This window comes from Pseudomonas sp. BGA-UO-ETr-WB11 (assembly GCF_059567785.1).
Window position 1 is genome coordinate 254,240 of the sequence record NZ_JCAQOS010000007.1, and the last position, 26,999, is coordinate 281,238.

General features: G+C 60.7%; 26 protein-coding genes. 22 read left to right on the forward strand and 4 right to left on the reverse strand.

Going from position 1 to position 26,999, the window contains the following annotated elements; translation table 11 throughout:
* Positions 1 to 128 precede the first annotated feature (128 nt).
* The 9 genes from AC56DI_RS11950 to sthA all read left to right on the forward strand — a co-directional run bounded on the left by AC56DI_RS11950 (position 129) and on the right by sthA (position 8,722).
* Positions 129 to 1,466 (forward strand): Na(+)-translocating NADH-quinone reductase subunit A, encoded by a 1,338-nt coding sequence (locus AC56DI_RS11950; RefSeq protein ID WP_496346357.1) that lies wholly within the window; start codon positions 129 to 131, stop codon positions 1,464 to 1,466.
* Between the two features lie 3 nt (positions 1,467 to 1,469).
* On the forward strand, positions 1,470 to 2,681 hold the full coding sequence (locus AC56DI_RS11955) for an NADH:ubiquinone reductase (Na(+)-transporting) subunit B (protein ID WP_496346358.1): 1,212 nt from the start codon (positions 1,470 to 1,472) through the stop codon (positions 2,679 to 2,681).
* Positions 2,674 to 3,462, forward strand: coding sequence for a Na(+)-translocating NADH-quinone reductase subunit C (locus AC56DI_RS11960; RefSeq protein WP_496346359.1), 789 nt, complete (start codon positions 2,674 to 2,676; stop codon positions 3,460 to 3,462). The genes AC56DI_RS11955 and AC56DI_RS11960 overlap by 8 nt, the downstream gene beginning before the upstream one ends.
* 2 nt (positions 3,463 to 3,464) lie before the next feature.
* The gene (locus AC56DI_RS11965; RefSeq protein WP_496346360.1) at positions 3,465 to 4,133 is read left to right on the forward strand and encodes an NADH:ubiquinone reductase (Na(+)-transporting) subunit D; all 669 of its coding nucleotides are present in this window, start codon (positions 3,465 to 3,467) and stop codon (positions 4,131 to 4,133) included.
* Entirely contained in the window at positions 4,133 to 4,741 is a 609-nt protein-coding gene (gene nqrE, locus AC56DI_RS11970; RefSeq protein ID WP_324519638.1) for an NADH:ubiquinone reductase (Na(+)-transporting) subunit E, read from the forward strand. Before AC56DI_RS11965 ends, nqrE begins: the two co-directional genes overlap by 1 nt.
* Positions 4,742 to 4,751: 10 nt before the next feature.
* Positions 4,752 to 5,978: an NADH:ubiquinone reductase (Na(+)-transporting) subunit F gene (nqrF, locus tag AC56DI_RS11975; protein ID WP_496346361.1), complete on the forward strand. Its 1,227-nt coding sequence runs from the start codon at positions 4,752 to 4,754 to the stop codon at positions 5,976 to 5,978.
* Positions 5,971 to 6,987: an FAD:protein FMN transferase gene (locus AC56DI_RS11980; RefSeq protein ID WP_496346362.1), complete on the forward strand. Its 1,017-nt coding sequence runs from the start codon at positions 5,971 to 5,973 to the stop codon at positions 6,985 to 6,987. The genes nqrF and AC56DI_RS11980 overlap by 8 nt, the downstream gene beginning before the upstream one ends.
* Positions 6,984 to 7,211, forward strand: a complete 228-nt coding sequence (nqrM, locus tag AC56DI_RS11985) for a (Na+)-NQR maturation NqrM (protein ID WP_422588041.1) — start codon at positions 6,984 to 6,986, stop codon at positions 7,209 to 7,211. The genes AC56DI_RS11980 and nqrM overlap by 4 nt, the downstream gene beginning before the upstream one ends.
* A gap of 116 nt (positions 7,212 to 7,327) precedes the next feature.
* On the forward strand, positions 7,328 to 8,722 hold the full coding sequence (gene sthA / locus AC56DI_RS11990) for a Si-specific NAD(P)(+) transhydrogenase (RefSeq protein WP_496346363.1): 1,395 nt from the start codon (positions 7,328 to 7,330) through the stop codon (positions 8,720 to 8,722).
* A 148-nt stretch (positions 8,723 to 8,870) separates the two neighbouring features.
* Here sthA and AC56DI_RS11995 read toward each other — a convergent pair whose 3' ends face one another.
* Both AC56DI_RS11995 and AC56DI_RS12000 read right to left on the reverse strand, forming a co-directional pair.
* On the reverse strand, positions 8,871 to 9,590 hold the full coding sequence (locus AC56DI_RS11995; RefSeq protein ID WP_324519642.1) for a glycerophosphodiester phosphodiesterase: 720 nt from the start codon (positions 9,588 to 9,590) through the stop codon (positions 8,871 to 8,873).
* 33 nt (positions 9,591 to 9,623) lie between these two features.
* Positions 9,624 to 10,196, reverse strand: a complete 573-nt coding sequence (locus AC56DI_RS12000) for a PilZ domain-containing protein (RefSeq protein WP_496346364.1) — start codon at positions 10,194 to 10,196, stop codon at positions 9,624 to 9,626.
* 161 nt (positions 10,197 to 10,357) lie between these two features.
* Between AC56DI_RS12000 and AC56DI_RS12005 the strand changes: the two genes are divergently transcribed.
* Genes AC56DI_RS12005 through AC56DI_RS12015 form a run of 3 tightly spaced genes read left to right on the forward strand, consistent with a single transcriptional unit; the run spans position 10,358 to position 13,557 of the window.
* On the forward strand, positions 10,358 to 11,605 hold the full coding sequence (locus tag AC56DI_RS12005) for a lipoprotein-releasing ABC transporter permease subunit (RefSeq protein WP_496346365.1): 1,248 nt from the start codon (positions 10,358 to 10,360) through the stop codon (positions 11,603 to 11,605).
* 7 nt (positions 11,606 to 11,612) lie between these two features.
* Positions 11,613 to 12,311 carry a lipoprotein-releasing ABC transporter ATP-binding protein LolD gene (gene lolD / locus AC56DI_RS12010; RefSeq protein ID WP_324519681.1) on the forward strand — a complete coding sequence of 233 codons (699 nt, stop codon included), beginning with the start codon at positions 11,613 to 11,615 and terminating at the stop codon, positions 12,309 to 12,311.
* A 1-nt stretch (position 12,312) separates the two neighbouring features.
* Complete coding sequence (locus tag AC56DI_RS12015) at positions 12,313 to 13,557, forward strand: lipoprotein-releasing ABC transporter permease subunit (RefSeq protein ID WP_496346366.1); 1,245 nt, start codon at positions 12,313 to 12,315, stop codon at positions 13,555 to 13,557.
* Between the two features lie 188 nt (positions 13,558 to 13,745).
* Here AC56DI_RS12015 and AC56DI_RS12020 read toward each other — a convergent pair whose 3' ends face one another.
* Entirely contained in the window at positions 13,746 to 14,267 is a 522-nt protein-coding gene (locus AC56DI_RS12020) for a DUF2062 domain-containing protein (RefSeq protein ID WP_496346367.1), read from the reverse strand.
* Between the two features lie 138 nt (positions 14,268 to 14,405).
* On the opposite strand from AC56DI_RS12020, the gene AC56DI_RS12025 reads away from it, so the two are divergent.
* The 8 genes from AC56DI_RS12025 to murB all read left to right on the forward strand — a co-directional run bounded on the left by AC56DI_RS12025 (position 14,406) and on the right by murB (position 21,540).
* Complete coding sequence (locus AC56DI_RS12025; RefSeq protein WP_496346368.1) at positions 14,406 to 16,625, forward strand: DNA internalization-related competence protein ComEC/Rec2; 2,220 nt, start codon at positions 14,406 to 14,408, stop codon at positions 16,623 to 16,625.
* 358 nt (positions 16,626 to 16,983) lie between these two features.
* On the forward strand, positions 16,984 to 17,619 hold the full coding sequence (locus AC56DI_RS12030) for a MotA/TolQ/ExbB proton channel family protein (protein WP_496346369.1): 636 nt from the start codon (positions 16,984 to 16,986) through the stop codon (positions 17,617 to 17,619).
* Positions 17,616 to 18,056, forward strand: a complete 441-nt coding sequence (locus tag AC56DI_RS12035) for an ExbD/TolR family protein (RefSeq protein ID WP_496346370.1) — start codon at positions 17,616 to 17,618, stop codon at positions 18,054 to 18,056. Before AC56DI_RS12030 ends, AC56DI_RS12035 begins: the two co-directional genes overlap by 4 nt.
* Positions 18,056 to 19,060 carry a tetraacyldisaccharide 4'-kinase gene (gene lpxK / locus AC56DI_RS12040; RefSeq protein WP_496346371.1) on the forward strand — a complete coding sequence of 335 codons (1,005 nt, stop codon included), beginning with the start codon at positions 18,056 to 18,058 and terminating at the stop codon, positions 19,058 to 19,060. Before AC56DI_RS12035 ends, lpxK begins: the two co-directional genes overlap by 1 nt.
* Positions 19,061 to 19,108: 48 nt before the next feature.
* On the forward strand, positions 19,109 to 19,294 hold the full coding sequence (locus AC56DI_RS12045; RefSeq protein ID WP_324519655.1) for a Trm112 family protein: 186 nt from the start codon (positions 19,109 to 19,111) through the stop codon (positions 19,292 to 19,294).
* 1 nt (position 19,295) lies between these two features.
* Entirely contained in the window at positions 19,296 to 20,060 is a 765-nt protein-coding gene (gene kdsB, locus AC56DI_RS12050) for a 3-deoxy-manno-octulosonate cytidylyltransferase (RefSeq protein ID WP_496346372.1), read from the forward strand.
* Positions 20,060 to 20,524 (forward strand): low molecular weight protein-tyrosine-phosphatase, encoded by a 465-nt coding sequence (locus tag AC56DI_RS12055; protein ID WP_496346373.1) that lies wholly within the window; start codon positions 20,060 to 20,062, stop codon positions 20,522 to 20,524. The genes kdsB and AC56DI_RS12055 overlap by 1 nt, the downstream gene beginning before the upstream one ends.
* A complete protein-coding gene (gene murB / locus AC56DI_RS12060) occupies positions 20,521 to 21,540 on the forward strand; it encodes a UDP-N-acetylmuramate dehydrogenase (RefSeq protein WP_496346374.1) in 1,020 nt (339 codons plus the stop codon). The genes AC56DI_RS12055 and murB overlap by 4 nt, the downstream gene beginning before the upstream one ends.
* 174 nt (positions 21,541 to 21,714) lie before the next feature.
* Here murB and rne read toward each other — a convergent pair whose 3' ends face one another.
* Entirely contained in the window at positions 21,715 to 24,819 is a 3,105-nt protein-coding gene (gene rne / locus AC56DI_RS12065; protein ID WP_496346375.1) for a ribonuclease E, read from the reverse strand.
* Between the two features lie 567 nt (positions 24,820 to 25,386).
* Between rne and rluC the strand changes: the two genes are divergently transcribed.
* Both rluC and AC56DI_RS12075 read left to right on the forward strand, forming a co-directional pair.
* Positions 25,387 to 26,340, forward strand: coding sequence for a 23S rRNA pseudouridine(955/2504/2580) synthase RluC (gene rluC / locus AC56DI_RS12070; RefSeq protein WP_422588799.1), 954 nt, complete (start codon positions 25,387 to 25,389; stop codon positions 26,338 to 26,340).
* Positions 26,333 to 26,983 carry an HAD-IA family hydrolase gene (locus tag AC56DI_RS12075; protein WP_496346376.1) on the forward strand — a complete coding sequence of 217 codons (651 nt, stop codon included), beginning with the start codon at positions 26,333 to 26,335 and terminating at the stop codon, positions 26,981 to 26,983. The genes rluC and AC56DI_RS12075 overlap by 8 nt, the downstream gene beginning before the upstream one ends.
* Positions 26,984 to 26,999: the final 16 nt, after the last annotated feature.

The window sequence follows — 26,999 nt, forward strand, 5'->3', positions numbered from 1 at the left end:
CAAAAGCTTTGATTGCAGGGGGCAACTATCCGTAACGTTTATGACGCCTGCCGTACAACGCGGACTTTTGTCACTCGGGCAGTATTTGAATTCGGTAAATGCGCTGGTTGCAGCGCATGGGGTACTCAATGATCAAGATCAAACGTGGGCTGGATCTGCCAATCACCGGCAGTCCGCAGCAGCACATCGGGGTCGCTCGCCCGGTGCGCAGTGTGGCGGTGCTGGGCTGTGATTATCACGGCATGAAGCCGAGCATGGCGGTGCAGGTGGGGGATCGGGTCAAGCTCGGCCAACCGTTGTTCAGTGACAAGAACAACCCTGGCGTGCATTTCACCGCGCCTGGGGCTGGGGTGGTCAGTGCCATTCACCGCGGCGCCCAGCGTGTGCTGCAATCGGTGGTGATTGAGCTGGAGGGCGATGATGCCGTGCAGTTTGCTAGCTACCCAGCAGCCCAGTTGGCCAGCCTTGAGTCCCAGGCGGTACGCGACAACCTGCTGCAATCGGGCTTGTGGACTGCGCTGCGCAGTCGCCCGTTCAGCAAGGTGCCGGCGATTGATGCCGTGCCCAGCTCGATCTTCGTCACGGCCATCGATACCCAACCGCTGGCCGCTGACCCGGCGCTGATCATCCAGGCCTATGCCGACGATTTCGCCGCCGGCCTGCAGGTGCTGGCTCGGCTGGCCAAGGTGTTTCTGTGCAAGGCGCCCGATGTAGGCCTGCCCGGTGAACAGCTGGAAGGTGTTCACACCGAGAGCTTCAGCGGCCCCCATCCGGCGGGTTTGCCGGGCACCCATATGCACTTCCTCGATCCGGTGAGCGCCAGCAAGAGTGTCTGGCAGATCGGTTATCAGGATGTGATTGCCATCGGCAAACTCTTTACCACTGGGCAACTGTGGGTGGAACGGGTGATTGCTCTGGCCGGCCCCGTGGTCAATCAACCGCGTTTGCTGCGTACGCGCCTTGGGGCTTGCTTGCAAAGCCTGAGTGCTGGCGAGTTGCAGCCTGGGTTGAATCGTGTGATTTCCGGCTCGGTATTTGGCGGGCGCACTGCACGTGGCCCCTTTGCCTACCTGGGGCGTTATCACCAGCAAGTCTCTTGCCTGCATGAAGGCGACGAGCGCGAACTGCTGCATTACCTGCGCGCCGGGGTGAACAAGCATTCGGTGCTGAATATCTTCGTTTCCAAGTTGGCCGCGGCCAAGCGCTTTGCTTTTGATACCAGCACCAACGGCAGCCCACGGGCCATGGTGCCGGTGGGCAACTATGAGGCGGTGATGCCGCTGGACATCCTGCCTACCCAATTGCTGCGTTACCTGATCGTCGGTGACAGCGAAATGGCGCAGAAGCTCGGTTGCCTGGAGCTGGACGAAGAAGACCTGGCGCTCTGTACCTACGTGTGTGCCGGTAAGTATGAATACGGCCCGATCCTGCGGGACAACCTGACTCGCATAGAGAAGGAGGGCTGATCGATGTCCTTGCGTAAATTCCTCGACAAAATCGAACATAACTTCGAGAAAGGCGGGCGCTTCGAGAAGTGGTATGCCCTCTATGAAGCGGCCGATACCTTTTTCTATCGTCCCAGCAGCGTGACCAAAACCACCGCTCACGTGCGCGATGGCATCGACCTCAAGCGCATGATGATGACGGTGTGGTTCTGCGTGATGCCGGCACTGTTTTTCGGCATGTGGAACATCGGTTATCAGGCCAATAGCTTGTTTGCCGCGCAGCCGGAACTGCTGGTCGCCCAGGAGGGCTGGCGCTTTGCTCTGATCGGCGCGCTGGCGGGTTTTGACCCAAATAGCCTCTCGGACAACCTGATCCAGGGCGCGGCGTATTTCCTCCCGGTGTACGCAGTGACCTTTATCGTTGGCGGTTTCTGGGAGGTGCTGTTTGCCTCGATCCGCAAGCATGAGGTGAATGAAGGCTTCTTTGTGACCTCGGTGCTGTTTGCCCTGATTCTGCCGCCGAGCATTCCGCTTTGGCAGGTGGCGCTGGGTATCAGCTTCGGTGTGGTGATCGGCAAGGAAGTCTTTGGCGGCACCGGCAAGAACTTTCTTAACCCGGCCCTGGTCGGTCGCGCCTTTCTGTTTTTCGCCTATCCGGCGCAGCTCAGCGGCGATGCCGTGTGGACGGCGGTGGACGGTTTCGCCGGCGCCACCGCCCTTAGTGTTGCCGCGTCCGGTGGCATCGAACAGGTCACGGCCAATGGCTTGAGCTGGTGGAATGCCTTCGTCGGTTTTGAGCATGGCTCGATGGGTGAGACCAGCACCTTGGCCATCTTCATCGGTGGCGCCGTGTTGTTGCTGACCAAGATTGCCTCCTGGCGCATCGTCAGCGGCGTGATGCTGGGCATGGTCGCCATGAGCTACCTGTTCAACGGCATCGGTTCGGCGACTAACCCGATGTTCGCCATGCCGTGGCACTGGCATCTGGTGGTCGGTGGCTTTGCCTTCGGCATGATCTTCATGGCCACCGATCCGGTTTCGGCATCGATGACCAATACCGGCAAGTGGATCTTCGGCGCGCTGATTGGCGTCATGGTGGTGTTGATTCGGGTGGTCAACCCGGCCTTCCCGGAAGGCATGATGCTAGCGATTCTGTTCGCCAACCTGTGTGCGCCTTTGATTGACCACTTTGTCGTTCAGGCCAATATCAAGCGGAGGCTGGCACGTAATGTCTAGTCAACAAGAGTCCACTGTTCGCACCCTGATGGTGGCGTTGATCGTCTGCCTGGTGTGTTCGGTATTTGTCGCCGGTGCCGCCGTGGCACTTAAGCCCGTACAGGTGGAAAACCGCCTGCTGGACAAACAGCGCAGTATTTTGGCGATTGCTGGCCTGGGTGAAGCCGACATGTCGGCCAAGGCCGTCAAGGCTCTGTACGCCGAGCGGATCAAGGCCCGTGTGGTTGACCTGCAGACCGGCCAGTTCACCGATGCTCAGGATGCCGCCAGCTTCGACCCGCTAAAGGCCGCCAAAGATCCAGCCCTCTCGGATGCCCTCAAAGGCGAGCAGGACATTGCCTCGATCAAGCGCCGCGAGCGTTATTCCACCGTCTATATGGTGGAGTCCGACGGCCAACTCGACACCCTGATCATGCCGATTCGCGGCTACGGCCTGTGGTCGACCCTGTATGGATTTATGGCCGTGAAGGGCGATCTGAATACCGTGGTTGGCCTCGGGTTCTACCAGCATGGCGAGACGCCAGGCCTGGGTGGTGAGGTGGATAACCCGAAATGGAAGGCCTTGTGGCACGGCAAGACCCTGTTTGATGGCAATGGCCAACTGGCTGTGCAGATCATCAAGGGCAGCGTCGATCCGGCGGCGGCCAATGCCCAGCATCAGGTCGACGGCCTGGCCGGTGCGACCCTGACCAGTAAAGGCGTGGATAACCTGCTGCACTTCTGGCTGGGCGAGAACGGCTTCGGTCCGTTCCTGATGAAACTGCAAAAAGGGGAGGCGTAAGCATGAGCCAGCCAACATTCAAGCAAGTGCTGCTGGACCCGATCCTGCACAACAACCCCATCGGTTTGCAGATTCTCGGCATCTGTTCGGCCCTGGCGGTGACCTCCAACCTGAAAACGGCCTTGGTGATGTCGATCGCCCTGACTCTGGTGACCGGCTTCTCCAACCTGTTTATCTCGATGATTCGCAGCCAGATCCCCAGCTCCATCCGCATGATCGTGCAGATGGTGATCATCGCGTCCCTGGTGATCGTGGTTGATCAGGTGCTCAAGGCCTATGCCTTTAGCCTGGCCAAGCAGCTGTCGGTGTTCGTCGGTCTGATTATCACCAACTGCATCGTGATGGGCCGTGCCGAGGCGTTTGCCATGCAGAACCCGCCGCTGCTGTCGTTCTGCGACGGTATCGGCAACGGTTTGGGCTACAGCGCCATGCTGATTGTGCTCGGCGTGATCCGTGAACTGTTTGGCGCCGGCAAACTGCTGGGCTACAGCATTCTGCCGACCCTCAATGAAGGCGGCTGGTACCAGCCCAACGGCATGCTGTTGCTGCCGCCTTCGGCATTCTTTCTGATTGGCCTGATCATCTGGGCGCTGCGCAGCTGGAAGACCGAACAGAAGGAGGCGCCGAGCTTCAAGATGGCGCCGCAGGTTTCGGATAAGGAGGCCTATTGATGGAACACTACATCAGCTTGTTCGTGAAGGCGGTGTTCGTTGAGAACATGGCCTTGGCGTTTTTCCTTGGCATGTGCACCTTTATCGCCATCTCCAAAAAGGTGGAAACGGCCATTGGCCTGGGTGTTGCGGTGATCGTGGTGCAAGCCATCACCATCCCGGCCAACAACCTGCTGTACACCTACCTGCTCAAGGACGGCGCTCTGGCTTGGGCGGGCTTGCCAGAGGTGGACCTGTCGTTTCTTGGCCTGCTCAGCTATATCGGCGTAATTGCCGCCATCGTGCAGATCCTCGAAATGCTCCTGGATAAGTACGTGCCGTCGCTCTACAACGCCCTGGGCGTGTTCCTGCCGCTGATCACGGTGAACTGCGCCATTATGGCTGGCTCGCTGTTTATGGTTGAACGCGACTACAACCTTGGCGAAAGCGTGGTTTACGGCGTGGGCTCCGGGCTGTCCTGGGCCCTGGCGATTGCCTTGTTGGCGGGTATCCGCGAGAAGCTCAAATACAGTGATGTGCCCGAAGGCCTGCAGGGGCTGGGGATTACCTTCATCACCATCGGTCTGATGTCGCTGGGCTTTATGTCTTTCAGCGGCGTTCAACTCTAAGGAGCCATGTGTGATTAGCTTTGAAATCTTCCTGGCCATTGGCATGTTCACCGCCATCGTCCTCGGACTGGTGGTGATCATCCTCGCCGCACGCGCCAAGCTGGTATCCAGCGGCGACGTGAATATCGTCATCAACGGCGAGCGCACCCTTACCGTGCCGGCCGGTGGCAAATTGCTGCAGACCCTGGCGGCAAATAACGTGTTCCTGTCTTCAGCTTGTGGCGGCGGCGGTACCTGCGCCCAGTGCAAGTGCATCGTCGAAAGCGGTGGTGGTGAGATGCTGCCCACCGAGGAAGCCAACTTCACCCGCCGTCAGGCCCGTGAAGGCTGGCGCCTGTCCTGCCAGACGCCGGTCAAACAGGACATGCATATTGAAGTGCCGGAAGAAGTGTTCGGCGTGAAGAAGTGGGAGTGCACGGTGGAGTCCAACCCCAACGTCGCCACTTTCATCAAGGAGCTGACCCTGCGCCTGCCTGAGGGCGAGAGTGTGGACTTCCGCGCGGGTGGTTACGTGCAGTTGGAATGCCCGCCCCACGAGGTGCACTACAAGGATTTCGACATCCAGCCCGAGTACCGGGGCGACTGGGACAAGTTCAACCAGTGGAAGTACGTGTCCAAGGTCGACGAGACGGTCATTCGCGCTTACTCCATGGCCAACTACCCGGACGAAAAGGGCATCGTCAAATTCAACATCCGTATCGCCTCGCCACCGCCGGGCAAGGATCATTTGCCGCCGGGCAAGATGTCGTCCTGGGTATTTGGCTTGAAGCCCGGTGACAAGGTCACGGTGTACGGCCCGTTCGGTGAGTTCTTCGCCAAGGACACCGATGCCGAGATGATTTTCATCGGCGGTGGTGCCGGTATGGCGCCGATGCGTTCGCACATCTTCGACCAGCTCAAACGTCTGGGCTCCAAGCGCAAGATCAGCTTCTGGTATGGCGCGCGGTCCCTGCGTGAGGCCTTCTATGTCGAGGAATACGATCAGCTGCAGGCGGATAACCCGAACTTTCAGTGGCACTTGGCGTTGTCCGATCCGCAACCCGAAGACAATTGGACCGGCCTCAAGGGCTTTATCCATAACGTGCTGTTTGAGAACTACCTGAAGGACCACCCGGCGCCGGAAGACTGCGAGTTCTACATGTGTGGTCCGCCCATGATGAACGCTGCTGTGGTGAAGATGCTGCTGGACCTTGGGGTCGAGCGTGACAACATCCTGCTGGACGACTTCGGTGGTTGATAGCCGCTGGGTAGTCGCACTGCTGCTGACCTGCGTAAGTCTGGTGGGCTGCAGTGAACGGGTTGAGGAGTTCGGCGGCCCGACCATGGGCAGCCGTTACTCGGTCAAATACCTGCGTGGCAGCGACGGTCCGGCGTTGGCCGAGGCTCAGGCGGCCACCGAGGCGATTCTTGCCGAGGTCGATCAACAGCTGTCGACCTACCGCAGCGACTCGCTGATCAGTCGCTTCAATGCGCTACCGGCCAAGGGGTGTCAGTCGATGCCCGAGTCGCTGCTGGGGCTGGTGCGATTTGGCGAGCAGTTGTCGCTGCAGAGTGCCGGAGCCTTCGACCTGACCCTGGAACCGTTGCTCAATCTTTGGGGTTTTGGCCCGCAGTCCCGTGGCGAGCAGGTGCCTAGCGCCGAGCAAATCGCTGAGGCGCGTGAGCGTATTGGTCATCGGCATTTGCACATTGACGGCCAGCAGCTGTGCAAGGACGTGGCGTTGATGGTCGACTTCAACAGCATTGCTGCCGGTTATGCGGTTGATCGCATCGGTGCACGCTTGCAGCAGCTGGGGGTGAGCAGTTATCTCGTGGAGGTTACGGGCGAGCTCAAGGCCTTAGGCCGCAAGGGTGACGGTTCCGCCTGGCGCGTTGCCATCGAGGCGCCGCTGGACGATCAGCAGGTGGCGCAAACCATCCTCACCCTGGATGGCGAGGGCATTTCAACGTCGGGCGATTATCACAACTATTTCGAGCGTGACGGTCGACGCTATTCCCACACCCTGGACCCGCAAACTGCCGCGCCCATTAACCACGCGCTGGCTCAGGTCAGTGTGGTGGATGCCTCGGTGCAGCGTGCCGATGGTCTGTCTACCCTGTTGATGGTGCTGGGGCCGGAGCGCGGGCTGGCGTTTGCCGAGCGCGAGGGCATCAAGGCGCTGTTTGTGACCCGTGGCGAGCAAGGCTTTGTCACACAACGCAGCAGCGCATTTCAGCGTTGGCTGGTTAAAGGAGAGCAGCAATGACCTGGTTGCTGGTGTTTGTCGGCATGTTATTGGTGGTGCTGGGCATGGCCGTCGGAGTGATCTTCGGGCGCAAACCGATTGCCGGTTCCTGCGGTGGTATCGCCAATTTGGGCATCGAGAAAGAGTGCTCGATCTGCGGTGGCGTGCGGGAAAAATGCGAAGAAGTGCAGCGCGAGCAAAATGTAGTGCCGGCAAAGCTCGCCTACGACGCGACCAAGCGCTAATGTTCAGCGCCATGAGTGGCAGCTAAGCTGTTGTCAGCATTGTAAATACCTCGGCTTATTGCCGCGGTCATGGCGGGCGCCAGAGCGGCGCGCCGGACAGTTATCGAGGAGTAAGCATGGCGGTCTACAACTACGACGTGGTGGTGCTGGGTTCAGGCCCTGCAGGCGAGGGTGCAGCCATGAATGCGTCCAAGGCCGGGCGCAAGGTTGCCGTGGTCGATGATCGTCGGCTGGTGGGGGGCAACTGCACGCACCTGGGCACTATCCCGTCCAAGGCCTTGCGTCACTCGGTACGGCAGATCATGCAGTACAACACCAACCCGCTGTTCCGCCAGATCGGTGAGCCGCGCTGGTTCTCCTTCCCTGATGTGCTGAAAAGCGCCGAGCGGGTGATTGCCAAACAGGTCAGTTCGCGCACCGGTTACTACGCGCGCAATCGCATCGATGTGTTCTGTGGTTCTGCCAGTTTTGCCGACGCCCAGACCATTCAAGTGGTTTGCCCCAATGGGGTGATGGAAACCATGGTGGCCAAGCAGGTGGTGATTGCTACCGGTTCGCGCCCGTATCGTCCGCTGGATGTCGACTTCAGCCATCCGCGGGTTTATGACAGCGACACCATCCTCGGTCTCAGCCACACCCCGCGTCGTTTGATCATCTACGGCGCTGGCGTGATCGGTTGTGAATACGCATCGATCTTCAGTGGCCTCGGTGTACTGGTCGATTTGATCGACAACCGTGACCAACTGCTTAGCTTCCTTGACGACGAAATTTCCCAGGCGTTGAGTTATCACCTGAGCAACAACAACGTGACGATTCGTCACCACGAAGAGTACGAGCGCATTGAGGGTCAGGAGCACGGCGTGATCCTGCACCTGAAGTCCGGCAAGAAGATCAAGGCCGACGCCTTGCTCTGGTGTAATGGGCGTACCGGCAACACCGACAAGCTGGGGCTGGAAAACATTGGCCTGAAGGCCAACGGCCGTGGCCAGGTGGAAGTGGATCAGCATTACCAAACCTCGATCCCGAATGTGTATGCCGCCGGCGACGTGATTGGCTGGCCGAGCCTGGCCAGTGCCGCTTATGACCAGGGCCGTTCAGCCGCGGGCAATGCGGTGGGCAATGACAGCTGCCGTTTCGTCAACGATGTGCCAACGGGCATCTACACCATTCCGGAAATCAGCTCGATCGGTAAGAACGAGCAAGAACTGACCCAGGAGCAGATCCCTTACGAGGTCGGCAAGGCGTTCTTCAAGGGTATGGCACGGGCGCAGATTTCCGCTGAGCCGGTGGGCATGCTGAAAATTCTGTTTCACCGCGAGACCCTGGAAATCCTTGGCGTGCATTGCTTTGGCTACCAGGCGTCGGAGATCGTGCACATCGGTCAGGCGATCATGAACCAGAAGGGCGAAGCCAATACCCTCAAGTATTTCGTCAACACCACCTTCAACTACCCGACCATGGCGGAAGCCTACCGGGTGGCGGCGTTCGACGGCCTCAACCGGCTTTTTTGAGCGGCTCCGGCCGGTGGCCTGAGCCGGGCGGGGTAGATCCGTTCAGTGACTCCCAGGCGTGGCGCTGGCCGAACCGGGAGAGTTTCTGAATCAGGCAATAAAAAACCGACCCATCGAGGTCGGTTTTTTATTGTGCGCAGTTTGGCTTTCAACTTTTCAGGGTTTGTGCGGCCAGTCCGGGGAAGTCGGTGATCACGCTGTCTACGCCGAAATCCGCCAGGCGACGCATCAAGGCCGGTTCATTGACTGTCCATACCGACACATGCAGGCCCTGGCGCTGGGCTTTTTGCAGGCGTTCCGGGGTGCACAGGGTCCAGTTCAGGGCCAGCAGGTCGCAGCCATAGTGCTTGGCCACTTTCAGCGGGTCGAGCCAGGCGTACTCGGCAACCAAGCCGCGGGACAAGTCCGGGGTTAGGCGCTTGAGGGCACGCAGCACAACGCGGGAGCTGGAGGTTACGGTGACCTTGTCGAGCAGGCCGTAGCGCTCAACCAGTTCGCGGATCGCCAGGGCCATGCACGCGGCTTTGACCCGCGAAGCGCTTTTCACTTCCAGCTGCCAGTGGTCGAAGTCGCAGTGTTGGAACAGCTCTTCCAGGCGCGGAATCGGGCAGGGCTGTTTCCAGCCAGGGCCGCCTTGGCGCGCGTCGTAGCTCATCAGTTCGGCGGCGCTGTGTTGACTGACTTTGCCGCGCCGGCCGGTGGTGTGTTTGAGGGTGGGGTCATGAATGACCATCAATTCGCCGTCGCTGGACAGGTGCAGATCCAGTTCGCAGCGTTTGACGCCGTGCTCCAGGCAGCGTTGAAAGCTGGCGAGGGTGTTTTCCGGTGCTTCGCCTTTGGCGCCGCGGTGGCCGTAGATGACTGTCACGCTTGCTCCTTGTTTAGCGGTACGGCAGTTGCCTTAAGGTTGTTCGCGCAGCTGACGGCGCTCCAGGGCCTGCTTTTGCAAAATGTGGCGGGCGAGTAACTGGCGCTGTGCGTCGGTCAGGGCTTCGAATTCGGTGCCGATTTCAAACTGGCCATCATTACGCTCACGGCAGTTGATGACCTCGGCGCGCAGTAGCAGGCCAAGCCCTTGGGGCATAAGCACCATTTTGATGGCCAAGTGGGTGCCAGCCGATATGGGCAGCAGGTTGTTGAAGCTGATGCCGCCTTCGGACATCGACACTCGCCGCGGTGCGCCGATGTCGCGCAGCAGGTTCTGCGCCAGGGCCTGGCCGAGCAGATCAATGCGCTTATTGATCACTTTTAGGTAATTGGCCAGGGTGCGGTCGCGCTCGCTGATGTGGCGCAGCAGGTGCTGGGATTCGAAGTCCATCAAGTGCAAATCGCTGAGCAGATTGAACAGCGGCGAAGCGTCTTGCAGCACCTCGTTGGCCTGGGCGTTGGCGCCTGACAGTGGGGTGAAATCCAGTGCGATCGTGTCGTCGATACGGTAGTATTCGCGGCGATCATCTACGTCTTGTGTCGACATGGCGAACCCATGGCCTGAGTGGTTGTCAGAGTGTACGGCGCGCAGCCAGACCCTGCTAGCCGCACGGACTGAAAAGCGCCCGATGCGTCTCCTGTCTGCGCTAGCGGGCACTGCAAGGCCCGACCAGGACGTCTCTTCTTTCGCCAGCGAATACTTCTCCTATGTTCAGACCGCTGTCCATTTTCATCGGTGCGCGTTACACGCGCGCCAAGCGCCGCAACCACTTCGTTTCCTTTATCTCCCTGACGTCGATGATTGGCCTGGCCCTTGGCGTGCTGGTGATGATCGTCGTGCTGTCGGTAATGAATGGTTTCGACCGCGAGATGCGCACCCGTGTGCTCGGCATGGTGCCGCACGCCACCGTGGAAAGCAGTGTGCCGATCAATGACTGGCGCAGCCTGGCGGCCAGCATGGCCAAGCATCCGCAGGTGCTGGCAGTGGCGCCTTTCGTGCAGATGCAGGGTTTGCTGAGCAGCAACGGCGAAGTGCAAAAAGTGCTGATCAATGCCATTGATCCCCAGGAAGAGGCCAAGGTCTCGATCATTGGCGATTACTTCCAAAAAGGCAGCCTTGCGGCCCTGACGCCGGGCAGCTTTGGCATCGTTATCGGCGACAGCTCCGCAGCCAAACTCGGCGTAGGGGTTGGCGACAAGGTCACCTTCGTCGCGCCGGAAGTCACGGTGACCCCGGCGGGCATGTTCCCGCGTCTGAAGCGTTTCACCGTGGTCGGCATCTTCCATGTGGGTGCCGGTGAAGTGGACAACTTCGTGGCCATGGCCAATATCCAGGACCTGGCTCGCCTGCACCGCTGGAAGCCTGATCAGGTGCAGGGCATCCGCCTGAAACTGGCCGATCTGTTCCAGGCCCCCAAGGTCTCCTGGCAGTTGGCTGGGCGCTTGAGCGATGACTTTTATGCCCGTGACTGGACCCGCAGCCATGGCAACCTTTACCAGGCGATCCGCATGGAGAAGGCCATTATCGGCCTGCTGTTGCTGCTGATCGTCGCTGTGGCCGCGTTCAACATCATCTCCACCCTGGTGATGGTGGTTACCGACAAGAAGGCCGACATCGCCATCCTGCGTACTCTGGGCGCGACACCTGGGCAGATCATGGCCATCTTTATGGTTCAAGGCACCGTGATTGGCGTGGTCGGCACCGTGCTCGGTGCTGCACTGGGCAGCCTGGCCTCGCTGTATATCAGCAGCGCCATCTCCAGTCTGGAAAGCTTGTTTGGCTTCAAGATTCTTAACTCGGCGGTGTACTTCATCGACTACATCCCGGCGCAATTGCTGCTCGGCGATGTGCTGCTGGTCAGCGCCGCCGCCTTGTTGCTGAGTTTTTTTGCCACCTTATATCCCGCCTGGCGTGCCGCCCGCACCCAGCCCGCAGAGGCCTTGCGCTATGAGTGAGTTCGCTATGACCAATGAAACCCAGGCCGGGCGTGCCGTGCTCAGTTGCCGTAACTTGGGCAAGAGTTATGACGAGGGCCCGCAAGCGGTGGTGGTACTGGCCGACTTGCAGCTGGAATTGCTGCCCGGCGAGCGCGTGGCGATTGTCGGCAGCTCCGGTTCGGGCAAGAGCACCTTGCTCAACATGCTCGGCGGTCTGGATACGCCGAGCACTGGCAGCGTCTGGCTGGCGGGCGAAGAGTTGTCGGCCCTGAATGAAAAACAGCGCGGTCTGCTGCGCAATCGGGCGTTGGGCTTCGTCTATCAATTCCACCATTTGCTCGCCGAGTTCAGCGCCCTGGAAAACGTCTGCATGCCGCTGCTGATTGGTCGGGTGGCCATTCCAGAGGCACGTCAGCGCGCCACGGCGCTGTTGGAGCGTGTGGGGCTGGGCCATCGCCTGTCGCACAAGCCGGCAGAGTTGTCCGGTGGCGAGCGTCAGCGCGTGGCCATTGCCCGTGCTCTGGCCAATCGTCCGGGCCTGGTGCTGCTCGATGAACCGACCGGCAACCTCGATCAACACACTGCCCAGGGTATTCAGGACCTGATGCGTGAGCTGAGCAGCTCCTCGCAGACCGCCTTCCTGGTGGTGACCCACGACATGGCGCTGGCGCGGCAGATGGACCGAGTACTGCGTCTGGAAGACGGCCGGCTGGTGGCGATCTGATATGTTCCGGCCTCTCAGCGTTTTTATTGGCACGCGCTATACCCGCGCCAAGCGGCGTAACCACTTCATCTCGTTTATTGCCCTGACCTCGATGATCGGCCTGGCCCTGGGCGTGCTGGCGATGATCGTGGTGCTCTCGGTGATGAACGGTTTCCAGAAGGAAATGAGCACGCGGATTCTCGGCATGGTGCCCCATGCCAGCCTGCTCGCTGCGCAGCCGTTGGATGACTGGCAGCCCGTGGCTGCAGCTGCTCTGAAGCATCCGCAGGTGACAGCGGCGGTGCCCTTTACTGAGTTGGAAGGCATGCTCTCGTTCAGGGGCGCGATGCAGCCAATCCAGATCAGCGGCATTGACCCGCAACTGGAGCCGCAAGTCTCAATTATTGCCGAACATATGCAGCAGGGGCGCTTGGCGGACCTGCAGGCTGGTGAGTTCGGCGTGGTGGTGGGTGATGTCACCGCCCGACGCTTTCGCCTTAATCTGGGCGACAAGCTGACTCTGATTATTCCCGAGCGCAGCAGCGCCGCTGGCGGTGTGACGCCGCGGTTGCAGCGCTTGAATGTGGTCGGGGTATTCAAGGTCGGCGCTGAGCTGGATGGCTCCCTGGCCATGATTCACTTGGCGGATGCCGCGCAGATGCTGCGTTGGCAGCCCCATCAGGTGCAGAGCGTGCGCCTGGCGCTGAAGGACCTGTACCAGGCGCCGCAGGTGTCCAGTGCCATTGCCCAGCAGCTGGGTGAGGGCTATCGCGCGGTGGATTGGACCCTGACCCAGGGCAGCCTGTTCAGTGCGATGAAAATGGAGAAGACCATGATCGGCCTGCTGTTGCTGCTGATCGTGGCGGTGGCGGCTTTCAATATCATCGCCACCCTGATCATGGTGGTGGCCGATAAGGGCGGCGATATCGCCATCCTGCGCACCCTGGGCGCAACGCCCGCGCAGATCATGCAGATCTTCATGGTCCAGGGCACGCTGATCGGTTTTGTCGGCACCCTGGTGGGCGCCGTGCTGGGCGTTTTGGCAGCGCTGAATGTCAGCACCCTGGTGGCCTGGATCGAGCGTGTCAGCGGCCAGCATGTGTTCAGCTCGGACGTTTACTACATCAGCAATCTGCCGTCGGACCTGCAATCGGCCGATGTGCTGCTGGTGTGTGCTGCCGGGTTTGGTCTGAGCTTTCTGGCCACCCTGTATCCGTCCTGGCGTGCTGCGCAGATCCAGCCTGCCGAGGCCTTGCGCTACGAGTAGTTGTTAGCCTGAATAAAAAACGCCGCTGGATGCGCAATGCCGTTCACTTAAGTCGGGTGAGCGGCATTTTTGTAGCCCGGATGAAATCCGGGGCGCTGGTTGTCCTGCACATTTTTCCCCGATTTCATCTGGGCTACGTTTGTGGCGCTTTAAGCGGGCAACAGTGTGCTTGATGCGGCGTTTTTTATTCAGCGCTGGCGCCGGGCTTCCTGGCGTTTGCGCCAGTTGTGGCGTACCCACCAGCGCCAGTAAGTCATGGTCAAGCCATAACCTAGACCCGCAGCTAGCAGTCCGGTAATCACTGAGCCGAGCAGGAAGGGCTGCCATAAGCTGCTGAGTTCGGCACTGATCCAGGCCCAGGTCAGCTCGTCGGGCATCACCATGCTGGGTGTCTGCAGAATCCAGCTGCCCAGTTGATAGGTGCAGTAAAACACCGGTGGCATGGTGATCGGGTTGGTCAGCCACACGAGGCCAACCGAGATCGGCAGGTTGGCGCGGCTGATCACAGCCAGGCTGGCGGCCAGAAGCATCTGCATGGGAATGGGAATAAACGCCGCGAATAGGCCCATGGCCATGGCGCGCGACACCGAGTGGCGGTTGAGGTGCCAGAGGTTAGGGTCGTGCAGGACTTGTCCCAAGTGCCGCAGGGTAGGGTGGCCCTTGAGGTACTCGGGGTCAGGCATATAACGCTTGAATAGGCGACGCGGCATGGGGGCTCTCTGGCGGACAGGCGCGCCGACATTATGCACGGCTTTATGGGCGCTGGCCGAGGTTCACTTTGTGACAATAAATATGCAGGCGCCGCCCGCTATGCTGTGAGCACGGATGTGTTTTCGGGGTGGTGGCAGATGCGCACAGGGATGTTGGCGCTGGCGATGGGCTTGTTGGCTTTGCGCTGGCTGACGGTATTGCCGCCGACCTGGCTGTTGCTGGTATTGGTGCTGGTAGGGTTGTTGCTGCTGTGGCGCAGTTATCCCTTGGGCTTTTTCCTCCTGGGTTTTGCCTGGGCCTGCACGTCGGCGCAATGGGCGCTGGATGACCGACTGACGGCAGCCCTGGACAACCGCACGCTGTGGCTCGAAGGGCAGGTGACGGGGTTGCCAGCACGCGGCGATGGCGTGCTGCGCTTTCAGCTTGAAGCGGCCGAAGCACGCACGGTGCAGCTGCCGCAACGGCTGCGTCTGTCCTGGTATGGCGGCCCGCCGATGCAGGCTGGCGAGCGCTGGCGTCTGGCGGTGCAGTTGCGTCGCCCGCTCGGCACTGCCAATCCCCATGTGTTTGATTACGAGGCCTGGCTGCTGGCCCAGCGCATCGGTGCGGTGGGCAGCGTCAAGGCCGGTGAGCGCGTGCAGGCGGCCGGTGGCATCACCGGATGGCGTGACCAGTTGCGCCAGCGTTTGCTACAGACCCCGGCCTTTGCCCGTGAAGGTGCTCTGGCGGCGCTGGTGCTGGGTGATGGCTCGGGGTTGTCGCGGGCTGACTGGCAGGCGCTGCAGGCCACCGGCACGGTTCATCTAATGGTGATCTCCGGTCAGCATATCGCCCTGTTGGCAGGCTTGGTGTATGCCGCCGTGGCCGGCTTGGCGCGGCTGGGCTTATGGCCGCGGGCGTTGCCGTGGCTGCCGTGGGCCTGTGGTCTGGGATTCGCTGCTGCGGTGGGTTACGGCGTGCTGGCGGGCTTCGAGGTGCCGGTGCAGCGGGCCTGTGTGATGGTGGCACTGGTGCTGTTGTGGCGATTGCGTTTTCGTCATCTGGGTGTCTGGCTGCCGCTGCTGGTGGCGCTCAATGCCGTGTTGCTGGTTGAGCCTCTGGCCAGTTTGCAGGCGGGGTTCTGGTTGTCGTTTGCCGCTGTGGCGGTGTTGTTGCTGGTGTTCGCCGGCCGTCTGGGCGCCTGGTCGTGGTGGCGCAGTTGGGGGCGAGCACAGTGGGCCATGGCGGTGGGCCTGCTGCCGGCGATGCTCGCCCTGGGCCTGCCTGTGAGTATCAGCGGGCCGCTGGCTAATTTGCTGGCGGTGCCGTTGCTGGGTGTCTTGGTAGTACCACTGGCCTTGCTCGGGACGTTGCTGTTGCCTGTGCCATGGCTGGGTGAGGCGTGTTTGTGGCTGGCCGGCGGGTTGTTGCACGGTTTGTTCTTGGTGTTGACGCAAATGGCTGCCGTACTGCCCGCCTGGCTGCCCGTGGCGCCACCACTGTGGGCCTGGTGTCTGGGGGCGCTCGGGGCCGTGCTACTGCTGTTGCCGGCGGGTGTGCCAGGGCGCGGTCTGGGCTTCTTGCTCGTGCTGCCCTTGCTGTGGGTGCCAGTTGCCCGGCCGGCTGTGGGGGAGGTGGAGGTTTGGCATTGGGATGTGGGGCAGGGCTTATCGGTGCTGCTGCGCACTCGCGAGCATGCGCTGTTGTATGACGCCGGCCCCAGGCATGGGGATTTCGACTTGGGCGAGCGCTTGGTATTGCCGGCACTGCGCGCACAGGGCGTCAACCGCCTGGATGTGCTGCTGCTCAGTCATGCCGACCTAGATCACGCCGGTGGCGCTGAGGCATTAAAGCGGGGCTTAGTCGTAGGGCGTGTCTTGAGTGGTGAGGCATCGGCGCTGCCGGCGCAATTGGCGGCGCAGGCATGCATCGATGGCGACAGTTGGCAATGGGATGGGGTGCTTTTCACCACTTGGCGCTGGCAGCAGGCGCCAGAGGGCAATGCGGCATCCTGTGTATTGCAGGTCGAGGCGGCGAGCGGCGAGCGTTTGTTGCTCACCGGTGATATTGATCAGGCCGCCGAGCGGGCGCTATTGGCCAGTGGTCGCGATCTGCGCGCCGACTGGCTGCAGGTGCCTCATCACGGCAGTGGCAGCTCCTCGTCCCTGGCGTTTGTGCAGGCCGTGGCGCCGCGGGCGGTGTTGCTCTCGCGGGGCCGTTATAACGCCTACGGCCATCCCCATCCGCGGGTGATGGCGCGTTACCGTGCGCTTGGCGCTGTGGTCTATGACAACGTGCCCAATGGCACCTTGCGCCTGCTGCTGGGTCAATACGGCGAGGCCCGTGGTGAACGGGAGCAGCGGTATTTCTGGCGATAAGAGATGCCGGTAAAAATGCGAACCGCAGCGGTCGGCGGCGTCACGGCCCTATGCCAGGGTCTGTTCCCGTTTCATTCGCGGCCGCGCCGGCGCCGGATTTTGCGCGAGGCAAGGCGCGAGGAGCGCGATTTGGTTGTTCCAAATAAGCGACGAGCAACGCCGCCTCGCGCAAAATCCGGCCCGGCCCTTCGGGTTGTGCGAGAAATGGCCCCCGCTGTTGTTGCAGGACTTGGCAAGGGAATAACCATTACCTGCGTCCTGCGCCTAACCGGGGACCATTTCTCGCGACAACGCGGCTTGCAATGAAGCGGGAACAGACCCTAGAGTGTGGCCACTTTTTACTAGGGGGCATGCCACAGTGTGGGAATTGGTCAAAGCTGGCGGTTGGATGATGCTGCCGATTATTTTGAGTTCGATTGTGGCCCTGGCGATCATTGCCGAGCGCTTGTGGACCCTGCGTGTCAGTCGCGTGGCTCCGGCCCATCTGCTCGGTCAGGTGTGGCGCTGGATCAAAGACAAACAACTGAATAGTCAGAAGCTCAAAGAGCTGCGCGCTTCTTCGCCGTTAGGTGAGGTGCTGGCCGCTGGTCTGGCCAACTCCAAGCATGGTCGCGAGATCATGAAAGAGTGCATCGAGGAAGCCGCCAGCCGGGTCATCCATGAGCTGGAGCGCTACCTCAATGCCCTGGGCTCCATTGCTGCCATGGCGCCGCTGCTGGGCTTGCTGGGCACCGTGTTCGGCATGATCGAGATTTTCAGTGGTTTCATGGATGGCGGCATGGCCAACACGGCCGCATTGGCCAGTGGCATCGGCAAGGCGTTAATCACCACGGCTGCCGGCCTGATCGTGGCCATCCCGGCGGTGTTCTTCCATCGCTACCTGCTGCGCCGCATCGACGAGATTGTGGTGTCCATGGAGCAGGAAGCCATCAAGTTGGTAGAAGTGGTGCAAGGTGACCGTGAGGTGGATTTCAGCGAGGTGGGTAAAGCGTGAAATTTCGCCGCAGGGCGGGCGGTGCGGCCCGCGAAGAGGTTTACCTTAATCTCACGTCGTTGATTGACGTGATTTTCGTGTTGCTGTTGTTCTTCGTCGTCACCACCACCTTCAGCCGGCCCAGCCAACTGAAGATCGACTTGCCCGAAGCCAGCAGCGGTACGCCGCCAGAAGCCAGTGCGCAGAAGCAATTGGAGGTGTTGGTGGGCGCTGATGGCCAGTACGAGGTCAACGGCCAGCTGTTGCTTACCAGTGATCTGGACAGTCTGATGACTGCTCTGCAGCGCGAGTCAGAGGGCAACAACAGCTTGCCCTTGACCCTTAGCGCTGATGCCAAAACCCCGCATCAAGCTTTTATCACCGCCATGGATGCCGCCGGCAAGCTGGGCTTTGCCCACTTGCGCATCACCACTGTTGAGGCCAAGGCGGCACCTTGATGGGCTTGGCAGAGCGGCTGGTCAACGCCTGGTATCAAGGCCATCAGGCTTTATTACTGCTGCGTCCGCTGGAGTGGCTGTACCGCGCAGTGGTGCAGCGTAAGCGTCAGCGCTTCCTTGCTGGTCAGTCGCCATCCTATCGTGCCCCGGTGCCGGTGATCGTGGTGGGTAATATCACCGTGGGCGGTACCGGCAAGACGCCGCTGATTCTCTATTTGATCGACCATTGCCGCGCTCGCGGGCTGCGCGTTGGTGTGGTCAGTCGTGGTTATGGCGCCCAGCCGCCGAGCGTACCGTGGCGCGTCACGGCCGAGCAGAGTGCCGACGAAGCGGGAGATGAGCCCTTGCTGTTGGTGCAGCGCAGCGGCGTCGCGCTGATGATCGACCCTGATCGCGCGCGCGCGGTGCAGGCCTTGCTCAGCGCCGAGCCGCTGGACTTGATTCTCTGCGACGACGGTTTGCAGCATTACCGCCTCGCCCGCGACCTAGAGCTGGTGTTGATTGATGCGGTGCGCGGCCTGGGGAATGGCCGTTGCTTGCCTGTCGGCCCGCTGCGCGAGCCGCAGGCGCGGTTGCAGTCGGTAGATGCCGTGCTGTTCAACGGTGCCAGTGCCGATAGCGCCGAGGGTTTCGGTTTTACCCTGCAGCCAACGGCACTGGTCAATGTCGCCAGTGGCGAGCGCCAGTCCCTGGATGTATTTGCTCCGGGGCAGGCCGTCCATGCAGTGGCGGGTATCGGTAATCCGCAGCGTTTCTTCCGTACCCTTGAGGCGCTAAACTGGCGCCCAATCGCCCATGCGTTTGCCGATCATGCCACCTACAGCGCGGCGAGCCTGGAGTTCAGCCCGTCGTTGCCACTGCTGATGACTGAGAAGGATGCGGTCAAGTGTCGTGCCTTCGCACAACCGGATTGGTGGTATCTGGCGGTCGATGCACGACCTTCGCCGGCCTTTAGCGCCTGGCTGGATGGGCAGCTGGATGCTTTGCTGGTCGCCCGCCACTGATCTGTCACGGATTCCTCCGTTTATTAATTTGCCTTCAAGGACGCCATCATGGACCCGAAACTGCTCGATATTCTTGCCTGCCCACTGTGCAAAGGCCCGCTGAAGCTGACGAGCGACAAGTCCGAGTTGATCTGCAAGGCTGATGCCTTGGCCTTCCCGGTGCGTGATGGCATCCCAGTGATGCTGGAAAGCGAAGCGCGCACTTTGAGCACTGACGAGCGTCTGGATAAATAGTATGCACACTGCCTTCACCGTGGTTATCCCAGCCCGTTATGCCTCCAGCCGCCTGCCGGGTAAGCCGCTGCAGGACATTGCCGGCAAGCCGATGGTTCAGCATGTCTGGGAGCAGGCGCGCAAAAGCAGTGCTGCGCGGGTGGTCATTGCCACCGATGATGCGCGCATTCTTGAAGCCTGCCAGGGCTTTGGTGCCGAAGTGGTCATGACCCGCCCCGAACACAACTCCGGTACTGATCGCCTGGCCGAAGTGGCGACGCAACTGGGCTTGGCTGCGGATGCCATTGTGGTCAACGTGCAGGGCGACGAACCGTTGATCCCGCCGGCGATCATCGATCAGGTGGCTGCCAATCTGGCCGCCCACAGCGAAGCCGGGATCGCCACCTTGGCTGAGCCTATTGAAGATGTGGCGGCGCTGTTCAATCCCAATGTGGTCAAGGTCTCGTGCAACCTCAAAGGCCTGGCCCTGACCTTCAGTCGTGCGCCGTTGCCGTGGGCGCGAGATGCGTTTGCGCTCAGCCGCGATGCCTTGCCGGCCGGCGTGCCGTACCGTCGGCATATCGGTATTTATGCTTACCGCGCCGGCTTTCTGCACGACTTCGTCGCCTGGGGCCCGTGTCAGCTTGAAGATACCGAGTGCCTTGAGCAGCTGCGTGCGCTCTGGCATGGCGTGGCCATTCATGTTGCCGATGCCTTGCAGTCGCCACCCGCAGGCGTCGACACCCTGGAAGACCTGCAGCGGGTCCGCCGCCTGTTGGGGGCTTGATGCGGGTTTTGTTTGTTTGCCTGGGTAATATCTGTCGTTCGCCAACTGCCGAGGCGGTATTTCGCCAGCAGTTGAGTGCGGCGGGGCTCGATGCCCAGGTTGCTGTGGACTCCGCGGGTACCAGCGATTGGCATGTAGGCAAGCCGGCGGACACCCGCACGCGCCTGGCGGCTCAGCGCCGTGGATACGACATGACGGCGCTGCGTGGTCGGCAGGTGCAGGTCGAGGATTTTTCCCGCTTTGATCTGATTCTGGCGATGGACGCCAGCAATATGGCTGATCTGCAAGCGCTGCAGCCGGCTGACTCCCATGCGGAGCTGGACCTCTACCTGCGTCGTTATCAGTTGGCCCTGGATGAAATGCCGGACCCGTATTACGGGGGCGAAGAGGGCTTCGAGCACGTTCTGGATCTGGCTGAACAGGCCGCGGCCTGCTTGCTGGCTGAAGTTCGGGGGCGCCTGTGAGTCTGAATGTAGAAGCCGATGTTTCGCTGCAGCCGTTCAATACCTTCGGCGTGGCGACGCGTGCGCGTTACCTGGCGCATGCCCATGACGATGCCGAGGTGGGCGAGGCGCTCCAGGCGGCCAAGCGCCTGCAATTACCGCTGCTGGTGATTGGCGGTGGCAGCAACCTGTTGCTGACGGGTGATGTTGAGGCGCTGGTGCTGCGCATGGCCAGTCGCGGTCTGCGGATTGTGTCGAGCCAGGGTGATGCGGTGTTGGTGGAAGCCGAAGCGGGGGAGCCCTGGCATCCCTTTGTGCAATGGACCCTGGAGCAAGGCCTGCAAGGGCTGGAGAATCTCAGTCTGATTCCCGGTACGGTGGGCGCGGCGCCGATGCAGAACGTTGGCGCTTATGGGGTTGAAATCAAAGATGTGTTTGCCGGGCTGACCGCCCTGGATCGGCACACCGGTGAGTTGCGTGAGTTCACGCTGGACGAGTGTGAGTTTGCTTACCGTGACAGCCGGTTCAAGCGTGAAGCGGGTCGCTGGTTGATTCTGCGTGTGCGCTTCGCCTTGGCTCGCGCTGGCGCTCTGCGTCTAGATTACGGTCCGCTGCGTCAGCGGCTGGCCGAGCAGGGGGTTAGCGAGCCGACCGCCAGTGATGTCAGTCTGGCCATCTGCAGCATTCGCAGCGAAAAGCTGCCCGATCCGGCTGTGCTCGGCAATGCCGGGAGTTTTTTCAAAAATCCCTTGGTGTCTGCCGACCTGGCGGCGCAGTTGCGCGTGGAACATGCCGATCTGGTGGCGTATCCGCAGGCCGATGGTCAGGTGAAGCTGGCTGCGGGCTGGCTAATCGAGAAAGCTGGCTGGAAGGGCTTTCGCGATGGCGATGCGGGTGTTCACCGTCAGCAGGCACTGGTACTGGTCAATTACGGTGAGGCTACAGGCGCCCAGCTGCTGGCGCTGGCCCGCCGTATCCAGGCCGACATACAGGCGCAGTTTGCCGTTTCGCTAGAGATTGAGCCGAATATCTTGTGATGCGCTGTGCGCCTCTGGTCTAAGCAGTTCTACCCCTGATATTCGCGGCTGAAGCCGCTCCTACGTTTGGGGGTGCTGCAATGTTTGGCGGGTATGGAGCCAATTGCACTGATTAAAAGACGCAAATAAAAAAGGGGATGCATTTAGCATCCCCTTTTTTATGGATGGACTACATCAGGTGAGGGGTTTCACTTCCTCGGCCTGTTGTACTTCAGCTTCGCTGGCCGTGTTGGCCTCAGTCTCTACTGCGGTTTCAGCGGCCGGAGCAGTCTCAACGACGGCAGCAGGTTCGCTGTCGACGTTGGCGCTTGCTGGCGCTTCAACAGCGGCTACAACTTCGGCTTCCGGTGCTGCGGCCACTTCGATGCTGGCGACAGGGGCCTGAGCGGCCTCTTGTGCCAGGCGTTCGGCTTCGCGTTGACGACGACGAACTTCGCGTGGGTCGTTGGGCGCGCGGCCACCGGCAATTACCGGTGCGGCGACCACTTCGGCCACGGTAGCTGCCTCAGGTACTGCTTCAGCAGCAACCTCGACGACTACAGGCGCCACGTCTGTCGGTGCAGCAACAACTTCTGGTGCTGCTTCGGCAACGGCGGCAGGCGCTTCAACAGTTGCAGTCACTGCCTGCACGGTTTCAGCTTCTACTACAGCTGGGGCCGGCTCAACGATCACTTCGCTTACGCTTGCAGCGGCTTGTTCTGCAGGAGCAGGTTCAGCGACAGCAGCAGGGCTTGGCTCGGCAACTACGGCAACAGCTTCTTCGTTGTGGCTGGTAACTGCCGGAGCGGCGGTTTCAGCGGCAACTTCGGTAGCGGCTTGGCTGTCGCTGATGATTTCGCTGGCAGCGACGGCTACTGCAGTCGCTACGGCAACATCAGCCACTGGCAGTTCTTGAGCAGGCTGTTCGGCCGACTCTTCGGTGCCTTCTTCGCTGCCTTCGATCACGTTGCCATTGGCATCGCTTTGACGCTCGCGACGATTGCTGCGGCGACGCTGACCACGGGAACGGCGGCGGGGGCGATCGCCACCTTCACTGTTGTCCTGGCCATCATCTTGCAGTTGTTCTTCGCTGCTCAGTACTTCTTCGTCTTCGCTGACTTTCTCGGCGCGCGGTTGACGCTCTTCACGCGGTGCGCGTGGTTGACGTTCTTCCCGTGGCGGACGAGCAGGGCGTTCTTCACGAACCACTTCCTGGCCTTGTGCATCCAGCGGCTCACGCAGTTCACGCGGCTGACGCTCTTCGCGTGGTTTGCGGTCTTCACGAGGCTCGCGCGGCGGACGCGACTGACGCACTTCCTGCGGCTCGCGAACTTCTACCACTTCACGTGGTTGACGCTCTTCACGCGGCTGGCGCGGTTGGCGCTCTTCACGGGGTTCGCGTGGCTCGCGGGCGGCGCGTTCTTCACGAGGCTGACGCTCTTCGCGCGGCTTGCGCTCTTCGTCGCGACCGCCACGACCACCACGGCCGCGAGTTTGCTGGCGACCGTTACGGCGCTGCTCTTCGCTGCGCGGTGCGCGTTCGATGGTTGGTTTTTCGATTACCAGTGCCGGCGCTTCTTCTTTGCTGGCGAACAGGCTGACCAGCGACTTGACCAGACCTTTGAACAGGCTTGGCTCGCTGCTGGCGGCATGGGCAACAGGCGCAGCCGGTGCTTCGGTGATCGGGGCTGGAGCCGGAGCGGCGGTGCGTTCCGGAGCGGTCTTCACGGCAGCTTCCTGGCGTGCCAGGGTGCGGGTGGCGGCAGCCGGTTGGGCTTCTTCCACTTCGACGGTGGTCATTTCATAGCTGGACAGCGGGGTCTGCAGATCCGGGCTGTCGTCGCGCAGGCGCTGCACTTCGAAGTGCGGCGTTTCCAGGTGATCGTTTGGCAGGATCACGATGCGTGCACGGGTGCGCAGTTCGATCTTGGTGATCGAGTTGCGTTTTTCGTTGAGCAGGAAGGCGGCGACCGGAATTGGCACTTGGGCGCGAACTTCGGCGGTGCGGTCTTTCAGGGCTTCTTCTTCGATCAGGCGCAGGATCGCCAGCGACAGCGACTCAACATCACGAATGATGCCCTGGCCGTTGCAACGCGGGCAGACGATGCCGCTGCTTTCGCCCAGGGATGGACGCAGGCGCTGACGGGACATTTCCAGCAGGCCGAAGCGCGAGATGCGACCGACTTGTACACGGGCACGGTCGGCTTCCAGGCTTTCGCGGACTTTTTCTTCCACGGCGCGCTGGTTCTTGGCCGGGGTCATGTCGATGAAGTCGATCACGATCAGGCCGCCGATGTCGCGCAGACGCAGTTGGCGAGCGATTTCTTCGGCTGCTTCCAGGTTGGTCTGCAGGGCGGTTTCTTCGATGTCGCTGCCTTTGGTCGCGCGGGCCGAGTTGATGTCGATGGACACCAGGGCTTCGGTCGGGTCGATCACGATCGAGCCGCCGGATGGCAGGCGTACTTCACGCTGGAAGGCGGTTTCGATCTGGCTTTCAATCTGGAAGCGGTTGAACAGCGGCACGCTGTCTTCGTACAGCTTGATCTTGCTGGCGTACTGCGGCATCACCTGGTTGATGAAGCTCAGGGCTTCCTGCTGCGCTTCAACGCTGTCGACCAGTACTTCGCCGATGTCCTGGCGCAGGTAGTCGCGGATGGCGCGGATGATCACGTTGCTTTCCTGGTAGATCAGGAAAGGCGCGGCGCGGTCCAGCGAGGCTTCCTTGATGGCGCCCCACAGTTGCAGCAGGTAATCGAGGTCCCACTGCATTTCTTCGCTGGAGCGACCCAGGCCTGCAGTGCGCACGATCAGGCCCATGTCTGCCGGTGCGTTGAGGCCGTTGAGGGCTTCACGCAGTTCGTTACGTTCTTCGCCTTCAATGCGGCGCGAGATGCCACCGGCACGTGGGTTGTTCGGCATCAGTACCAGATAGCGACCGGCGAGGCTGATGAAGGTGGTGAGGGCGGCGCCCTTGTTGCCACGCTCTTCTTTCTCGACCTGGACGATGACTTCCTGGCCTTCCTTGAGCACGTCCTTGATGTTGACGCGGCCTTCAGGAGCCTTGGAGAAATATTCGCGGGAGATTTCTTTCAGCGGCAGGAAGCCGTGGCGATCGGCACCAAAGTCGACGAACGCAGCTTCGAGGCTGGGTTCGACGCGGGTGATCTTGCCTTTGTAGATGTTGGCTTTCTTCTGTTCACGGGCACCGGACTCGATGTCCAGGTCGTACAGGCGCTGGCCATCTACCAGAGCAACACGCAACTCTTCGGGTTGAGTGGCGTTAATTAGCATTCTTTTCATGTTGTACCGTCGGTTTCCGGGCTTGCGGAAAAAGCGTTCGGCACACACGACTCTCACGGTCGGTGTCAGGTGAGTCAGGAGCGGTTGTCAGCCGTTCCAGTGTCTAGCGGCGCTCGGCCAATAGGGCCGGGGTCGCGACGACATCTCCTGCTAATGGTGATGACTGAAGCATTCAGTCAGGAGGAGGAATCAACCATCGGTAGCGGACGTAATGAAGCGTCTTGAATAAGGTCCAATGCTACACAGTCCGACGGTTGTGCATCTCCACCCTACACGTATCCGAAGAAAATCGGGTGCCGCGCGCAGAATCCGCAGCGGGTTAGCAATTACCGCAATAATCCTCAGGGATTATCGCGCGTCGTATCTAAAGGCGTTGGTTTCCGGCTCATTCACGGCCTTGGCGGCGAATGATCCGTCGGACGGCCTTACGTCCTGAATGGATTGCGCTCGATGGGGGATGGCAGTTTTAGCGAACATCCGCAAATCGGACCGCTTTTGGCGGCGTTCGCGAATATAGCAGTAATCATTAAGTGCTTCAATTCCATAAAAAATTGTTATGATTGAAGGATGACAAATCCTTCCTCTCCGATCACCGCAGTGCAACTGCTGGAGGTCGCGCCGGAGTATGCCGGCCAGCGTATCGACAACTTCTTGCGCACCCAGCTCAAGGGTGTGCCCAAGACTTTGATTTATCGCATTTTGCGTAAAGGCGAAGTGCGGGTGAACAAGGGTCGAATCAAACCTGAATATAAGTTGCAGGCCGGCGATATTGTTCGCGTGCCGCCGCTACGCCTGGCTGAGCGTGATGAGCCGGCGCCACTGGCGCAGGGCTTGCTTGACCGCTTGGAGGCGTCAATTGTCTTCGAGGACAAGGCGCTGATTGTTATTAACAAGCCTGCTGGGATTGCTGTGCATGGTGGTAGCGGCCTGAACTTTGGGGTGATTGAGGCATTTCGCCAGTTGCGTCCGGATGCCAAGGAATTGGAGTTGGTCCATCGCCTGGATCGCGATACATCTGGTCTGCTGATGATCGCTAAAAAGCGCAGCATGCTGCGCCATCTGCATGCCGAATTGCGCGGTGATGGCGTGGACAAGCGCTATATGGCGCTGGTGCGCGGGCACTGGGCGACGGCCAAGAAACAGGTCAATGCGCCATTGCTGAAGAACACCCTGCGTTCCGGCGAGCGCATGGTTGAGGTCAATGATGAGGGCAAGGAGGCGCTGACGATCTTTCGTGTGCTGCGCCGCTTTGGTGAATTCGCCACCTTGATCGAGGCCAAGCCTGTTACTGGGCGCACCCATCAGATTCGTGTGCATGCGCTGCATGCCGGGCATGCGATTGCTGGCGATTCGAAATACGGCGACGAAGACTTCACCCGTGAAATTCGCGATGCCGGAGGCAAGCGTCTGTTCCTGCATGCATACGCACTGCGGGTGCCGCTGCCGGATGGCGGCGAGCTGCAATTGGAAGCGCCGGTGGATGAAATGTGGGCGCGTACGCTGGAGCGTCTGGGTGCGTGATTATCAGCTGCTGATCTTCGACTGGGATGGCACGCTGGTCGACTCCATCGGTCGTATCGTTGAGGCGATGCATCAGGCTGCCCTTAGCAGTGGATTGCCGCGCCTCGATGATGTGGTCATCAAAGGCATTATTGGCCTGGCCTTGCCGGAGGCTATTCGGGTGTTGTATCCCGAGCTGGAGGATCAGGCGTGTAGTGAGCGCTTTGCGCAGCGCTACAGTGACTGCTATTTAACTCTGGAGACCGAGCCGTCACCGCTGTTTCCGGGTGTGGCTGAGGCGCTTGAGGCATTTCGGGCGCAGGGCTTTCACTTGGCGGTGGCTACGGGCAAGAGTCGCCATGGTTTGCAGCGGGTGCTCAAGGGGCGTGGCTGGTGTGATTATTTTGATCTCACGCGTTGCGCGGATGAAACGGCCAGCAAGCCCCATCCGTTGATGTTGCATGAGACCCTCCAGCATTTTCAGTTGCCGCCGGAGCGGGCGTTGATGGTGGGGGACTCGTCATTCGATTTGCAGATGGCGCATAACGCTGGCATGGATTCGGTGGCGGTTGGCTACGGGGCGCAGCCCTTGGCTGTGCTGCAGGAGCAGCGGCCGCGTTTGGCGATCGAACGTTTTTCACAGTTGCGCGAGTGGTTGGCGTGATTTTCCGGTGAATAAT